This is a genomic window from Tepidicella xavieri (genome assembly GCF_004363315.1).
Classification (GTDB): Bacteria; Pseudomonadota; Gammaproteobacteria; order Burkholderiales; family Burkholderiaceae_C; genus Tepidicella; species Tepidicella xavieri.
The window spans coordinates 198,374-212,405 of record NZ_SNYL01000003.1; the positions used below are offsets into that span (position 1 = coordinate 198,374).

Here is a 14,032-nt window from a genome sequence, read left to right on the forward strand (position 1 = left end):
CCTCAGCCGCGCCGCCGCCACGCCCGCGGATTGCCCGCCCGCAGACAGGCCCGCCGGTAGGCGTGCAGCGTGGCCTCGGCCCGGCCCAGCAGCGTGCCGGACGGGTAGGCGGCGGCTTCGTCGCCCGCGGGCTCCAGCGCTCCGACGGGCACCCCCGTCAGCAGGGCCAGCCCCTCCAGGGCGTGGGTGGCGGTGTAGATGTGGAATCGCCCCTGGGCCACGGCGTTGGTCACGTCATCGCTGAGCATGAGGTGGCGCCGGTTGCGTTGCGGGATGAGCACGCCCTGCTCGCCCGTGAGCCCCTGGGCCTGGCAAACCCGGAAGAAGCCTTCGATTTTTTCGTTCACCCCGCCGATGGGCAAGACTTCGCCAAAGGCGTTGAGCGCGCCCGTGACTGCAATGCCCTGCTTCAGCGGCACGCCCGACAACGACGACAGCAGGGCAAACAGCTCGGCGCAGGAGGCCGAATCGCCTTCGACGCCGTGGTATTCCTGCTCGAACACGATGCAGGCCGACAAAGCCAGTGGCGCGATGTGGGCAAACAGCGCCGACAGATAGCTGTGCAGGATGAGCACGGCCTTGTCGTGGATGGGGCCGGAGAGCTCGACCTCGCGTTCGATGTTGAGCAGCCCTTCGGAGCCGGCCACCGTGCGCGCGGCCACCCGCATGGGCAGGCCGAAGCGGTAGTCGCCCAGATCGATCACCGTCAGCCCATTGAGCTGCCCGACCCGTGCCCCGCCCAGGGCGATGAGCCGATCGCCTTCCAGGATGGCCTCGCGCAGGCGTTGGTCCGGGTAGTCGTGGCGGTGGTTGCGAGCGGCCAGTGCGGCATCCACGTCGTGGCGCTCGACCCAACGCGCCCCCCGGGCCTGGGCCATGGCCGCGCTTTCCACCACCAGCGCCTCGGTGCGGGCAAAGGCCGCGCTCTGGCGCGTCTGGTCTTCGGCTTCGCGGTGGCTGTCCTCGATCAGCCGGGCCACGGCCCCGGCGCTGAAATGCGGCAGCCCCAGGCGCTGGCAGGTATGGGCCACGAACACGCCCGTGGCGTAGCGGGTGTCGTCGCTGGCATGAAAGGCATCGGCAAAGTCCACCTTCACGCGGAAGTGGCGGGTGAATTCGGGGTCGCCCTCCTGCAAGGCGTAGTAGTGCTCGTTGGAGCCGATGAGCACCAGCTTCACGTCCACGTCCACCGCCTCGGGCGACAGGGCGGTGGTGGCCAGGGCGCTGAACATGGTGCCCGGCTCCTCGATCTGCAGGCGGCCACTGCGCAGGAAGCGGCGCAACTTCTCCCACACCAGGTCGTCGGCCAGCAGGTCGCGCAGATGCAGCATCAGAAAGCCGCCATGGGCCTTGAGCAGGCTGCCGGCGCGGATGCGGGTGAAGTCGGTGACGAGGACGTCGTTTTCCGAGTGGTATTCGATGCTGCCGAACAGGGGGCGGTACAGCGGATTGTTTTCGACGATGACCGGCGCGCCCTGGGCATTGGCGTTGTCCACCACGAGGTTGACGCGGTAGCGGGCCAACTGCTCGGCCAGCGCCTGGCGCCGGTCTTCTTCGTCTTCCGGGGCGCCGGTTTCAAACAGCTCCACATGGTCGAGCACATCGCGCGTCACCTCGTCGAGCCAGGCGCCCAGCTTGCGCGTGTCTTTGAACTGTTTTTTCAGGCCTTGCCGGATGGCCTGCATTTCGCGCTCCACCAAGGGCTTGACGACCTGGCGCCGCAGCGCTTGCACGCCTTCGCGCAGCGCGCGCTCCAGCGGCGCGGTGGTTTCCAGAAAGCGCAGGATTTCGCTGCGCAGCTCGCGCTCGCCTTGGTCGTAGCGCTCCCGCTCCTGACGCGGCAGCGCGGCCATCTCGGCCGCCGACAGGGTCTCGCCCTGCTCGGTCACCAGGGTGAAGATGAGTTGCCCGCCGTCGCGCCGCAAGGCAAAGTGCCGCGCCTCGGCGAAGGCGGACAACGCCGCATAGGCCCGCGCCTCCTCGTCGGCATAGCGCCGTTCCAGCGCCTGCAGTTCGGCCTTGAAGTCGGGTTCGGTGAAGCGTTTGGGAATGTCGGCTTGCAGGGTGCGCGCGAACTGCTGCATCAGCTGGCGCAATGCCCGCCCTTGTCCTGCCGGCAGGCGCAGGGCCCGCGGCCGCTCGGGCGTCTCGAAGTTGTGCAGATAGCACAGATCGGGCGGCACCGGGCGCTGGGCGGCGGCGGCCTCCATGGCCTGGCGCAGCAGGGTGGAGCGGCCCGTGCCCACGTCGCCCAGCACAAAGAGGTGGTAATCCGGCTGGTCGATGCCCAGGCCGAACCGGGCGGCCGTGTGCGCCCGCTCCTGGCCAATCCAGGGCAGTGGCTCCTGCGCCAGCTCGGCGGTGGTGGAAAAGCCCAGGCTGGCCGGGTCCACCCGCAAGCGCAGGTCCGAGGGCGCCAGCCGGACGGCCGCGCCGTCGTGCGCGGGAACTGGGGGGAAGGCGGTGGGGTCGGTCATCGTGGGCACAGTCTAGCGCCGTTCGTCGAATCCGCGCCCATGCGGATACACTGGCCGCCTCATCATCGACGCGCCCCCGCCCCATGACCAACCCCCATCCCCTGTCCACCGACGCGCTGGGCGATGCCGACTACGACGCCCTCGACCAGATCCTCGATGACCTGCGCACCCGTCTCGACGAAGTGCCCCAATGGGAGTTCTGCGAAGGCTTCATGGCCGCGCTCATTTGCTGCCGCCGCGCCATCCCGCCCGAGGAATATTTCGGCGCCCTGCTCAGCGACCCCGACACCGGCACCTTCGGCCCCCACCTGTTTGCCAGCTCCGAGCAGCACGACCAATTCCTGCGCCTGTGGCAGCGCCGCTGGGCCGAGGTGCAGGCCGCGCTCGATGCGCCGGTCGAGTCACTGGACGATGAACGTTGCTACGCCCCCGAGGTGGTGGACCTGCGGGGCGCCGTGGCCAGCATGACCGAGGCCGAACGCGCCGAGATGGCCGAGCAGTTGGGCGGCGAAGCGTTGCCCTCCTTTGCCCAGGTGTGGGCGCTGGGCTTCATGTACGCCGTCGAAACCTGGCCCGAAGAATGGCAGCCACCGCGTGACAAGGAAGCCGCCGGCTGGGTGGAAGACGCCATGGAACGCATCGTGGCCCTGACCGAGGACGACGAGGGCGAGCCCACCGTGCGCATGTTTGGCGACGACAGCCCGCCCAGCGTGAGCCAAGAGCGCCTCAACGCCTACGGCGACGCCATCTGGGCGGTGTACGACCTGCGCGACACCTGGAAGCACGTGGGCCCACGCGTGGAAACCGTGCGCAAGGCCCAGGAACCCGGGCGCAACGATCCGTGCTGGTGCGGCAGCGGCAAGAAGTACAAGAAGTGCCACGGGGCCTGAGCCCGCCGCCACCCAGGGGCATCAACCCAGCCGTTGCAGCAACCCCTCCAGCGCATGGCGCACCGTGGCGGCGCGCACGGCGTCACGGTCGCCGGGGAAGCATTGCCGCTCGGTGACGACGCCTTGCGGCGTGGCCCAGCCAAACCAGACGGTGCCGACCGGTTTGTCGGCGCTGCCGCCCGTGGGGCCGGCCACGCCGGTCACGGCCACGCTCACCTGCGCCAGCGAGTGCCGCAAGGCGCCTTCGGCCATGGCGCGAGCCACCGCTTCGCTGACCGCGCCGTGCTGGGCGATCAGCGCCTCGGGCACGCCAAGCTGGGCGGTCTTGGCGGCGTTGGAATACGTCACGAAGCCACGGTCCAGCCAGTCGCTGGAGCCGCTGAGCCCGGTGCAGGTGGCCGCGATCAGGCCACCGGTGCAGCTTTCAGCGGTGGCCAGCCGCCACCCGCGTGGCCGCAGGGCTTGGGCCAGCCGCTCGCACAGCGCCAGGAGCTGGGGGTCCAGCGTGTTCATCGGCCCCTCACCACAGGAAGCGCCACAGGGCGATGACCAGCAAGGTGCAGAAGGCCGCCACCAGGTCGTCGAACATGACGCCCCAGGCGCCCTTCCAGCCGGGGCCCTTGAAGGCCTGATCGGCCCAGGCCACCGGGCCGGGCTTGGCGGCGTCGAAGAAACGGAACAGGCCAAAGGCCACGGCCTGCCCGAGCAACCCCATGGGCATGGCCAGCCACAGCACCAGCCAGAAGGCCACGATTTCATCGATCACGATGTAGCCCGGATCGGCCACGCCACAGCGGCGCACGGTGGCCACGCTGGCCCACCAGCCCGCCAGCAGCCCGGCGCCGATCAGGGCCGCCCAGGCCCAGTCGGTCGGCTGGAACAGCGCATCGATGACCAGGAACAGGGCCCAGCCCCACAGCGTGCCCACGGTGCCCGGCGCCCGGCGGCTCAGGCCCGCGCCAAAGCCCAGCGCGATCAGGTGCGACAGCCGCGCAAACAGAAAGCGCGCATCGGGTTGGATGAGGGGTGGGGCCATCATCGGAACCATCCTTCAAAACCGTCGAAAGGCTCGAAACGTTTGTTCACCAGGCGCAGCCGGGTGGGGCCGGGCAGGGCGCGCTGGGCGATCGGGTGCAGCGGGTCGCCGGGATAGCACATGGCGCGCGCCTCACCGTCCATGAAGTGTTCGGGCTGGATGCATGGCGCGCGCCGGCCCTGGGCCTCTTGCCAGGCGCCAGCGGCGCTGGCGTGGCGAGCCAGTTGCGCCAGCGCCATGAGCTGCGGCGGAATGAGCTCGATCTCGCGCCGCCAGTAACGCTGCAGCGCTTCACGCGGGGTCAGCCAGAGGCTGTCGATGGATTCGTGGTCGTCGTGCATGGCGGCCTGCCCCGCCGGCAGCAGAGCCAGGAAGAAGCGGGTGTCGAAACGGGGCGTGCCCACGGGCGGGTTGCGCGGCGTGATCCAGCGCGACCACGGCAACAGCCCCGTCAGATGCGCCCGCAGCCCCTGTCGGCGCAATGCCTGCGGCCAAGCGTGGTGGGGCATGGCTTCGCGCACGGCGCGCAGCGCTTCGGCGCCCGGCGCCGGGGTGGCCAGCAGCACGCCGGCTTCTTCGAACAGTTCACGCAGCGCGGCCACGTGCAAGCCTTGAGCCAAGGCGGGCGACAGGGCCGCTTCATTGAGTCGTTCAGGCAGAGCGGCAGGGGGCAGGTCCAGTGCCTCGGCCCAGGCCGCATCGGTGTCGGCGGCATCGAGCTTGCCGCCCGGAAATACGTACAGGCCACCGAGCACGCCGGCGTTCTGGTGCCGGCGCTGCAACAACACTTCCAGGCCCTGGGGCCCGTCGCGCAGCAGCACCACCGAGGCGGCGTCGCGGGGTGGGGCGTCATCGGCGGGGAAAGTGGAGGCGTTCATGCCAAGGATTGTGACACCGCGCCAAGTGGGCACCGGTCGTTTCGGCCCTTCAGGCGAAATGGTCGAAGCCGGCCAGATGGGCGCCATCGGGCACCCGGTAGGGCCGGCCTTGGGCATCCACGAGCCGGGCGGTGCCGGCCGCCCCAGCGGCAGGCTCTTCAATGGCACCGATGCGTGTCACCGCCACCCCGGCGGCCTGCGCGGCGGCCTGCACCGCCTCACGCGCGGCCGCCGGGGCGGAGAAGACCAATTCGTAGTCGTCGCCACCGGCGAGCACGCAGGTCAGCGCCAACGGTTTGGGCAACGCACGCACGTCGTCGCTGACGGCCGCGGATTGCATCAGCGTTTCGGCGTCGATGCGCGCGCCCACGCCCGAGGCGCGCAGGATGTGCCCCAGGTCGCCGAGCAGCCCGTCGCTCACGTCGGCGCAGGCGCGGGCCACGCCGCGCAGGGCCAACCCCAGCGCCACCCGGGGTTGGGGCCATTCCATGCGCCGCCGCGCCCGCGCGAACGTGGCCGCCGGCACCTCGCAGCGCCCGCGAAACACCTCCAGCGCCAACCGGGCATCGCCCAACTGGCCGCTGACGTACACGTCATCGCCCGGTCGCGCGGCATCGCGCCGCAGGGCCTGGCCGGCGGGCACCTCGCCCATCACGGTCAGGCACAGGTTCAACGGCCCGGCCGTGGTGTCGCCGCCCACCAGGGCACAGCCGTGGGCATCGGCCAGCGCCAGCAGCCCGGCGGCCAAGGCAGCCAGCCAGGCATCGTCAGCCCGGGGCAGCGCCAGCGCCAGCGTCCAGGCCAGGGGGCGGGCCCCCATCGCGGCCAGATCGCTAAGGTTGACGGCCAGCGCCTTGTGGCCGAGGGCGCGGGGGTCCACCGTGGGCAGGAAGTGGCGGCCTTCGACCAGCATGTCGGTGGAAACGGCCAGGTGACAGCCTGGGGCGGGCGCCAGCAGGGCGGCGTCGTCGCCATTGCCCAGGGCCACGCCGGCCGGTTGCAGGGCGTGCTGGAAGTGGCGCCGGATGAGATCGAACTCGCCCATCAGTACCATGCCGCCCCGCCGTTGCCCCCTTCGGCCCGCAGCACAAAAGCAGGCACCGGCGCCTCGAAACGGTGCCCGTCCACGCCCACGCAGAAGTAATGCCCGCTCATGATGCCCATGGGCGTCTGCAGGGGGGCGCTGCTGCTGTACTGGAAGGCCTCGCCCGGCTGTAGCAAAGGCTGCTGCCCAACCACGCCCAGCCCATCGACGACCTGCACCCGCCCCTGGACGTCTTCGATTTCCCAATGGCGGGCAATCAGCTGGGCCGCCACGTCACCCACATTGCGGATGGTGATGGTGTAGGCGAACACGTACAGCGGCGCCTGCGGATCGGAGGCTTCGGGCAAATAGCGAACGGCGGCTTCGCACTGGAACTGGTGGCTGGGCATGGGGCGATTGTGCCGCGCTTGCAGCCTGCCGGTGCAAAACTGCCACAATGCGGGCCTGCAGGGGCGCACCGCCCCCTGAACGGCTTGTGACCATGACCACCTACCGCATCGCCCCCTCCATCCTGTCGGCCGACTTTGCCCGCCTGGGCGAGGAAGTGCGCGCCGTGATCGCCGCTGGCGCCGACTGGATTCATTTCGACGTGATGGACAACCATTACGTGCCCAACCTCACTTTCGGGCCCATGGTCTGCCAGGCCCTCAAGCCCCACGCGAAAAGACCGGACGGCACCCCCGTGCCCATCGACGTGCACCTGATGATTCAACCGGTGGATGCGCTGGCCGGCGCCTTCATCGACGCCGGCGCCGACCTGGTCAGCTTCCACCCCGACGCTTCCACCCATGTGCACCGCAGCGTCCAGGCGATCAAGACGCGGGGGGCTCGGGCGGGCCTCGTGTTCAATCCGGCCACGCCGCTGGACGCGCTGGACTGGGTCATCGACGACATCGATCTCATTCTCATCATGAGCGTCAACCCGGGCTTTGGCGGCCAATCGTTCATCGACAGCGCATTGCGCAAGATCGAGCAAGCACGCCGCCGCATCGATGCTTGCGGCAAGGACATCCGGCTGGAGGTGGACGGCGGCATCAAGGCCGACAACATCCGCCGCGTGGCCGACGCCGGGGCCGACACCTTTGTGGCGGGCAGCGCCATCTTTGGCCAGCCGGATTACCGAGCCGTGATCGACGCCATGCGCGCCGCGCTGGCCAGCCGCTGAGAGCACAAACCAGACGTTAACCCAGACGTCAGCCAGGCGTCAGGAACCCCGCTTGCACCGGACCAACCGGGGGAAATCCCGGTATTTCAGGCGGCTGGATGGTGCCCAATCGTGGCTATGATCGTTGATCGGACGTTTGCCCAGAGTATCCCGCCATGACCGCACCGCACCGCGCACACCCCTTCATCCGCCCCGGCGTCTCGCTCATGCAGCGTCTGCCCATGAGCGCGAAGATGATCGCCATGGCCGCCGTGCTGCTGCTGCCGCTGGCGCTGGCCGGGGCACTGCTGATTCAGAGCTTCTGGAACGACCGGGCCACGGCGCTGCGCGAACTCTCGGGCCTGCGGGTGGTGCAGCAGGTGGTCGATCTGGCGGTGCCGCTACAGGATCACCAGGGTCATGTGAACATGCTGCTGGCCGGGCACGCGCCCTCGGCCACCGGTGTGGAGGAGTCCCGGCAACGGCTGCGCGAGCGCATCACGGCGCTGGATGCCGCCGTGCAGCGCGAAGCCGCGCTGGGCTTGTCGGGCGAATGGGAGCCGATCCGCGAAGAGTTGCGCAAACTGATCGATGCCAGCCCCCAAAGCCAGGCGCGCAGCGAGTGGTACGCCCAGCACACCGACTTGCTCGCCCGCCTGCACAAGCTCGCCGTCGTGGCCGGGGAATCGTCCACCCTGCTGCTGGACCCGAACACCAACGTCTATTACCTCGTCGATCTGCTGGTCGAACGGCTGCTGCCGCTGATGCAGGCCACCACCCATCTGCGCAACGAGGGTGGTGCCCTGCTGGTGCAACAAAGCCAAGGCTACAGCGCCGAGCTCATCACCAACGCGGTGCGTCTGGGTGGGCAAACCGATTTCGTTGACAGCCGCCTGATCCAGATGCAGGAGCGGCTCGACGCGCTGGAGCGCATTGGCGAGGCCGTGCCCGCTGTGTGGGAGGAAGTCACCGGCGCCGCCTACGCCTATACGGCCATCACCCGCTCCAGCATGGGGTCAGGCATCCTGATCGCCGATCCGGTTGGCCATTTCCAGGACGGCACCGAGATCCAGGTCGACCAGCATGCCTTTGGTCAAGCCATGGCCGAGCGGCTGGAGGCCCTGCTGCGCGGCCGCGCCGCGTCCTATGAGCGGCAGGTCGTCATCGTGAGCGTGGCGGCCGTGCTGCTGCTGGTCATTCTCATCTATGGCATGGTGGCCTTCTACCATGCCACCATCGACGGCTTGCGCCAGCTCAACAGCGTGATCGAACGCGCCACCGAGGGCGACCTCACGGGCGAAGTCCATATCGCCGGCACCGACGAAATGGCCCAGATGGCGCGCAAGTTCCAAGGCATGCTCAACAGCCTGTCGGCCATCGTGGCCGATGTGCGCAGCGTCTCTGCCGTGCTGGGCCACATGGGCCAGCAGCTGGTGCACGACAGCACCCAACTGTCCGAGCGCACGCAGGCCCAGGCCGCCAGCCTGGAGGAAGCCAGCGCCAACATCCGCGAAGCGGCCGAGACGGTCAACCGCAACAGCGAAAACGTGCAGGAGGTCAGCCGCGTCAGCGCCCGCCTGCACCAGCAGACCGAAGAGGCCAGCGGGCTGATGCAGCAAACCGTGCGCGGCATGGGCACGCTGCAGGCCACCTCGCGCAAGATGAACGAGATCATCGGCGTGATCGACAGCATCGCGTTCCAGACCAACATCCTGGCGCTCAATGCCGCGGTGGAGGCGGCCCGCGCGGGCGAGGCCGGCCGTGGCTTTGCCGTGGTGGCCGCAGAGGTGCGCAACCTGGCCCAACGCAGCCAGTCGGCCGCCGGTGAAGTGCGGCAGCTCATCGCCGAATCCACCGGCCGGGTGCAGTCGTCCGTCGCCGAGATCAGCTCCGTCAATGCCGTGATGGACCAGCTCGTGCAAGGCATACGCGACATCAACGCCCGCATCGACGGCATGGCCGTGGCCAGCAACCAGCAAAGCGCCGCGCTCAAGGAAGTGGCGCAGGCCATGGGGCAGCTCGACACCGTCACTTACGACAACGCCGCCATGGTGGAACGCACCACCAAGCGCTCGGAGGAACTGCGGGCGCACACCGATGATCTGGATGAGGCCGTGCACCACATGCGGCTGAAGAACGGCACGGCCGACGTGGCGATGCGGCTGGCGCAAGACGCCCTGGCCCACATCCGGGCCATGGGCTACGACCAGGCATGTGAAGACTTCTACCGCAAGGACGGCCCCTTCATCGACCGCGATCTCTACGTGTTCGTGCTCGATCGCCAGGGCACCTACCGCGTCATGGGCGCCGATCGGGCCAAGACCGGCACCCGCGTGCACGACGCCCCCGGCATCGACGCCGATCAGTTCCTGCACGACGCCTGGGACCGCGCCGACAACGGCGGCGGCTGGGTGGAGTACAACATCGTCAATCCGCTGACCGGCGACGTGCGCGGCAAGTCCTCCTTCGTGCTGCCGATCAACGACGAGTTGCTGGTCGGTTGCGGAGCTTACCGCAGCGAGGTCAAGTCGCGCTGACCCGCCGCCGGCATGTCCCGGCGCAGGCAACGGGGCAACGGCATGAGCGACAATCGATGCTTCGCTTCGGGCTTGCGCCCTTCGTCCTTGATTGCCTGTGTCCGTATCGCCTGCTTCTTCGCACCGCATGACTGCGGCCGAGCGCCGCGCCAGTCTGTCGCTGGCGGCCATTTTCGCCTTGCGCATGCTGGGGCTGTTTCTGGTGCTGCCGGTCTTTGCCCTGGAAGCGGCGCGCTACCCGGGTGGCGACGATCCCGCGCTCGTGGGGCTGGCGATGGGCATCTACGGCCTGACCCAAGCCTGTTTGCAGATTCCACTGGGCATGGCATCCGATCGCTGGGGCCGCAAGCGCGTCATCCAGGGCGGGCTGGCGCTGTTTGCGCTGGGCAGCTTGCTGGCGGCCTGGGCGCCCACGCTGGAGTGGCTCACCCTGGGCCGCGCCCTGCAAGGCGGGGGCGCGATTTCGGCGGCGGTCACCGCCTTCATCGCCGACACCACGCGTGACGAAGTCCGCACCAAGGCGATGGCGCTGGTCGGCGTGAGCATCGCGCTGATGTTCGCCTCCTCACTCGTGCTGGCCCCCGTGCTGGCCCACCATATCGGCCTGTCGGGCCTGTTTGCCCTGACCTGCGTGCTGGCGCTGGCTGGCATGGCGGTGGTGGCCTGGGTGGTGCCGCCCGAGCCGCCGGTGCTGCGCGATGCGGCCCGTGGCGGGCTGGGCCCGGTGCTGCGCGATGCGGCCCTGCTGCGCCTGAACCTGGGCGTGTTCGTGCTCCATGCCGTGCAACTGGCCATGTGGATGGCCGTGCCGGCGCTGCTGGTGGCTGCGGGCTTGCCGGCGCCTCGGCATTGGACGGTCTATCTGCTGGCGCTCGTCGGTTCTTTCGCCGTGATGGGGGGGGTCTTGTTCCGGCTGGAACGGCGCGGCTATCTGCGGGCCGTGTTCCTGGTGGCCATCGCGCTGCTCGTGCTGGTGCAAATCGTGTTCTGGTGGAGCAGCCGCCAGACCGAAGCCGTGCCGCTGGCGCTGCTGGGCGGGGCGCTGTTTTTGTTTTTTCTGGGATTCAACACGCTGGAGGCCAGCCAGCCCAGCCTGGTGTCCCGCCTGGCCCCGCCCCAGTCACGCGGTTCAGCGCTCGGGGTGTACAACACCCTGCAATCGGTGGGCTTCTTCGTCGGTGGCGCGGTGGGCGGCTGGCTGGTGGCACAGGCAGGCGCCAGTGGTCTGTTCATGGCTTGCGCGGCGCTGACCCTGGTGTGGCTGGTGGTGGCGTGGCCGATGCAGGCGCCGTCGCCCCAGGGGCCGAAGCGGGTGACGCCGCAGGAGCAGCCTGCGGCCCGGGCGCGCTGACGTCTCCGGGGGGCTCGTCTGCCGCCCCCGCCGGGGCCGGCGCCGGTTCGGCTTTCGTCGCTCGTTCCAGCACCCGTTCGAGCATCAGTTCGGCCATCGTCCCGTACAGCGGGCGGCTGATCATGCGCGAGACCAGGCTCGACAGCAACGCGCACCCCATGAGGCTCAGCACCATGCTGTGGCCATCGGTCATCTCCATGACGATGATCATGGCCGTGATGGGCGCTTGCGTGACGGCGGCCAAAAAGCCGGCCATGCCGATGGCAATCAGTGCCTGCACCTGGCCCGCGTCGGTGAGCCAGGCCACGTCGGCACCCACGCCGGCGCCCATGGCCAGGCTGGGCCCGAAGATGCCGCCCGGCACCCCCGACCAGGCCGACCACCACGACGCGATGAGCTTGAGCCCCGAAAACAGAAAGGGTGTGTGCTCCTCCACCGAGGTCATGGCCAGCAGTTCGCGCGCGTGGTGATGCCCGCCACCATTGGCCGCGCCGCCGGTCACCAGGCCAATGATGGCCACCCCCAGCCCGCACCATGCCGCAAACCGCACCGGGTGGGCGCGCCGGTAGGCACAGAAGCGATCCGGCAGACCGGTGAACGACACCAGCAGCAGCCGCGACAGCAACCCGCCCAGCAGCCCGCAGGCCAGCGCAATCATCAGCCCCGGCCAAAACAGATCGGCCCAGGAGACGATTTCGATCGTCACCCGCCCAAAATACGACAGATTGCCAAACACCGAGACCGACACCAGCCCCGAGACCACGATGGCCGCCAGCATCAGGCCGCTGTTGCGCTGCTCCAGTCGGCGCGACAGTTCCTCGATGGCAAAGACGATGCCGCCCAGCGGCGTGTTGAAGGCGGCGGCGATGCCGGCCGCCCCTCCGGCGACGAGCAGCTCGCGTTCGGTGATGGCGGTGCGCGGCGAGAGGTAGCGGCGCGCATGGTGCATCACGCCAGCGGCCACCTGCACCGACGGCCCCTGGCGCCCGATCGACAGCCCGGCCAGCACCCCACCCGAGACACCCAGCACCTTCGCCACGCTCAGGCGCAGCGAGACGACCCGCCCGCGCTCGGCGCGCGGCAAGGCCGGGTCCAACGCCACCATGGCCTGGGGCACGCCCGAGCCGCCTGCGCCGGGCGCCCAGGCCCGCAGTGCCCACACCACCAAGGCCGTGATGGCCGGCGTCCACAGCAGCGTGAGCCAGCCGTGCCCGGCCTGCAGCGTCTGGAAATAGGCAAACGCCGCGTCGTACAGCAGCGTGAAAGCCACCACCGCCAGACCGGCCAGCACCGCGAACCCGATCACCACCGCCCGGTCCAGCCAGTGGCGGGCATCCACCATCTCGCGGCGAAGGTTTTGCAGGAAGTCGGGCTGCGGCGACCGGGGCATGCGCCCAGTATAAAAGCTAAAAGCGAAAGCCCCCGCATGGCGCGGGGCGGTGGCCAATGCCGCAAATGCTGCACAATCGCTGTTTGATTCACACCACGCTTGAAAGAGGACACCGCGCCATGGCATCCGTCAACAAAGTCATTCTGGTCGGCAACTGCGGCCGCGACGCCGAAATCCGTTACCTGCCCTCTGGCCAGCCCGTGGCGAACGTGACCGTGGCCACCACCAGCCGGCGCAAAGACCGCAATTCCGGCGAGGTGGTGGAAGACACCCAGTGGCATCGCGTCACCTTCTACGACCGGTTGGCCGAAATCGCCGGCGACTATGTCAAGAAAGGGCGCCCCATCTATGTGGAAGGGCGCCTGAAATACGGCAAATACACCGACCAGTCCGGGGTTGAGCGCAATACGGTGGACATCATCGCCACCGAACTGCAACTGCTCGGCACCCGCGATGGCGCTGCCGCGCCGGGCACCGACGAGGGCGGCTACACCGCGCGCCCAGCCGCGCCGGCACGCTCGGCCGCTGCGGCCCCGGCCAGCCGCCCGGCGCCCGCCAGCAAGCCGGCTGCGGCCTCCACCGGCTTCGACGACATGGACGACGACATCCCATTCTGATCGGCCGCCCAGCCTCTGTCTCGCAGGCGACGGTGCGTGCGGGTAACACCTCTATGGCGCCGCGCCCCAGCGGGTTACATCTCTCGAAGGGCGCGCGTTGGCGCCCATGTCCGTGACGAGGTGTGACCATGCATTCCCTGCAGAAACCCGCTGTCGAATTGATGGTGATGTACGCCCAGTACCACCGCGACCGACGCAACATCCTCACCCATCTGGTTGGCATTCCGCTGATCGTGCTCTCCGTTGGGCTGCTGCTGGCGCGACCGATCTGGCCGGTGGCGGGGATGGGCCTGACGCTGGCATGGCTGCTGTGGGCCGCTGCGGCCTTGTGGTACCTCACGCGCGGCTCGGCGCTGCTGGGGGCGGCCACCGTGGGCGCGATGGCCGTGCTGATGGGGTTGGCCCATGCCTGGGCGGGTCATCTGGAAGCCACGGGCAGCGCCTGGGCGCCGTGGATGGCGGGGGTGGCGGTGTTCGTGGTGGGGTGGGTGTTTCAGTTCGTCGGGCACTACTTCGAGGGCCGCAAGCCCGCATTCGCCGACGATCTGGTGGGCCTGCTGGTAGGACCGATGTTCGTGGTGGCCGAGGTGCTGATGATGCTGGGCGCTTTGGGCGCCATGCGCCAGACCATCGAGATGCAGGCCGGCCCGCAGCGCTGAGCCGCGAG

The 14,032-nt window shown here is 69.2% G+C and carries 12 protein-coding genes and 1 pseudogene; 6 read left to right on the forward strand and 7 right to left on the reverse strand.

Annotated features, from left to right (window positions below):
• Positions 1–2 precede the first annotated feature (2 nt).
• Positions 3–2,477 carry a Lon protease family protein gene (locus DFR43_RS03785; RefSeq protein ID WP_133596030.1) on the reverse strand — a complete coding sequence of 825 codons (2,475 nt, stop codon included), beginning with the start codon at positions 2,475–2,477 and terminating at the stop codon, positions 3–5.
• 83 nt (positions 2,478–2,560) lie between these two features.
• On the opposite strand from DFR43_RS03785, the gene DFR43_RS03790 reads away from it, so the two are divergent.
• Positions 2,561–3,367 carry a YecA/YgfB family protein gene (locus tag DFR43_RS03790; RefSeq protein ID WP_133596031.1) on the forward strand — a complete coding sequence of 269 codons (807 nt, stop codon included), beginning with the start codon at positions 2,561–2,563 and terminating at the stop codon, positions 3,365–3,367.
• Between the two features lie 21 nt (positions 3,368–3,388).
• Here the strand turns inward: DFR43_RS03790 and DFR43_RS03795 are convergent, their stop codons facing one another.
• Genes DFR43_RS03795 through apaG form a run of 5 tightly spaced genes read right to left on the reverse strand, consistent with a single transcriptional unit; the run spans position 3,389 to position 6,715 of the window.
• Positions 3,389–3,880 carry a CinA family protein gene (locus tag DFR43_RS03795; RefSeq protein WP_133596032.1) on the reverse strand — a complete coding sequence of 164 codons (492 nt, stop codon included), beginning with the start codon at positions 3,878–3,880 and terminating at the stop codon, positions 3,389–3,391.
• A 7-nt stretch (positions 3,881–3,887) separates the two neighbouring features.
• A complete protein-coding gene (locus DFR43_RS03800) occupies positions 3,888–4,406 on the reverse strand; it encodes a phosphatidylglycerophosphatase A family protein (RefSeq protein WP_245988819.1) in 519 nt (172 codons plus the stop codon).
• Positions 4,403–5,281 (reverse strand): NUDIX hydrolase, encoded by an 879-nt coding sequence (locus DFR43_RS03805; RefSeq protein WP_133596034.1) that lies wholly within the window; start codon positions 5,279–5,281, stop codon positions 4,403–4,405. The genes DFR43_RS03800 and DFR43_RS03805 overlap by 4 nt, the downstream gene beginning before the upstream one ends.
• A 49-nt stretch (positions 5,282–5,330) precedes the next feature.
• The gene (gene thiL / locus DFR43_RS03810; protein ID WP_133596121.1) at positions 5,331–6,326 is read right to left on the reverse strand and encodes a thiamine-phosphate kinase; all 996 of its coding nucleotides are present in this window, start codon (positions 6,324–6,326) and stop codon (positions 5,331–5,333) included.
• A complete protein-coding gene (gene apaG / locus DFR43_RS03815) occupies positions 6,326–6,715 on the reverse strand; it encodes a Co2+/Mg2+ efflux protein ApaG (protein ID WP_133596035.1) in 390 nt (129 codons plus the stop codon). Before apaG ends, thiL begins: the two co-directional genes overlap by 1 nt.
• Positions 6,716–6,807: 92 nt before the next feature.
• Here apaG and rpe point away from each other — a divergent pair, with 92 nt between their 5' ends.
• The 3 genes from rpe to DFR43_RS03830 all read left to right on the forward strand — a co-directional run bounded on the left by rpe (position 6,808) and on the right by DFR43_RS03830 (position 11,358).
• Positions 6,808–7,491 carry a ribulose-phosphate 3-epimerase gene (gene rpe / locus DFR43_RS03820; protein ID WP_133596036.1) on the forward strand — a complete coding sequence of 228 codons (684 nt, stop codon included), beginning with the start codon at positions 6,808–6,810 and terminating at the stop codon, positions 7,489–7,491.
• A gap of 155 nt (positions 7,492–7,646) precedes the next feature.
• Positions 7,647–10,007, forward strand: a complete 2,361-nt coding sequence (locus tag DFR43_RS03825) for a methyl-accepting chemotaxis protein (protein WP_133596037.1) — start codon at positions 7,647–7,649, stop codon at positions 10,005–10,007.
• Positions 10,008–10,134: 127 nt separating this feature from the next.
• The gene (locus tag DFR43_RS03830; RefSeq protein WP_133596038.1) at positions 10,135–11,358 is read left to right on the forward strand and encodes an MFS transporter; all 1,224 of its coding nucleotides are present in this window, start codon (positions 10,135–10,137) and stop codon (positions 11,356–11,358) included.
• Positions 11,359–11,494: 136 nt separating this feature from the next.
• Here the strand turns inward: DFR43_RS03830 and DFR43_RS03835 are convergent.
• Positions 11,495–12,874 (reverse strand): annotated as a pseudogene (locus DFR43_RS03835) (chloride channel protein); the annotation flags it as partial.
• Here DFR43_RS03835 and ssb point away from each other — a divergent pair.
• Together ssb and DFR43_RS03845 are read left to right on the forward strand one after the other, a co-directional pair.
• Positions 12,868–13,365 carry a single-stranded DNA-binding protein gene (gene ssb, locus DFR43_RS03840; protein WP_133596039.1) on the forward strand — a complete coding sequence of 166 codons (498 nt, stop codon included), beginning with the start codon at positions 12,868–12,870 and terminating at the stop codon, positions 13,363–13,365. The pseudogene DFR43_RS03835 and the gene ssb sit on opposite strands and share 7 nt — an antisense overlap.
• A 128-nt stretch (positions 13,366–13,493) precedes the next feature.
• The gene (locus DFR43_RS03845; RefSeq protein ID WP_133596040.1) at positions 13,494–14,024 is read left to right on the forward strand and encodes an Mpo1 family 2-hydroxy fatty acid dioxygenase; all 531 of its coding nucleotides are present in this window, start codon (positions 13,494–13,496) and stop codon (positions 14,022–14,024) included.
• Positions 14,025–14,032 lie beyond the last annotated feature (8 nt).

Bases quoted from the DNA above. Each gene is read 5' to 3' on its own strand.
- DFR43_RS03785 (WP_133596030.1), bottom strand. From the start codon at position 2,477: ATGACCGACCCCACCGCCTTCCCCCCAGTTCCCGCGCACGACGGCGCG.
- DFR43_RS03790 (WP_133596031.1), top strand. From the start codon at position 2,561: ATGACCAACCCCCATCCCCTGTCCACCGACGCGCTGGGCGATGCCGAC.
- DFR43_RS03795 (WP_133596032.1), bottom strand. From the start codon at position 3,880: ATGAACACGCTGGACCCCCAGCTCCTGGCGCTGTGCGAGCGGCTGGCC.
- DFR43_RS03800 (WP_245988819.1), bottom strand. From the start codon at position 4,406: ATGATGGCCCCACCCCTCATCCAACCCGATGCGCGCTTTCTGTTTGCG.
- DFR43_RS03805 (WP_133596034.1), bottom strand. From the start codon at position 5,281: ATGAACGCCTCCACTTTCCCCGCCGATGACGCCCCACCCCGCGACGCC.
- thiL (WP_133596121.1), bottom strand. From the start codon at position 6,326: ATGGGCGAGTTCGATCTCATCCGGCGCCACTTCCAGCACGCCCTGCAA.
- apaG (WP_133596035.1), bottom strand. From the start codon at position 6,715: ATGCCCAGCCACCAGTTCCAGTGCGAAGCCGCCGTTCGCTATTTGCCC.
- rpe (WP_133596036.1), top strand. From the start codon at position 6,808: ATGACCACCTACCGCATCGCCCCCTCCATCCTGTCGGCCGACTTTGCC.
- DFR43_RS03825 (WP_133596037.1), top strand. From the start codon at position 7,647: ATGACCGCACCGCACCGCGCACACCCCTTCATCCGCCCCGGCGTCTCG.
- DFR43_RS03830 (WP_133596038.1), top strand. From the start codon at position 10,135: ATGACTGCGGCCGAGCGCCGCGCCAGTCTGTCGCTGGCGGCCATTTTC.
- ssb (WP_133596039.1), top strand. From the start codon at position 12,868: ATGGCATCCGTCAACAAAGTCATTCTGGTCGGCAACTGCGGCCGCGAC.
- DFR43_RS03845 (WP_133596040.1), top strand. From the start codon at position 13,494: ATGCATTCCCTGCAGAAACCCGCTGTCGAATTGATGGTGATGTACGCC.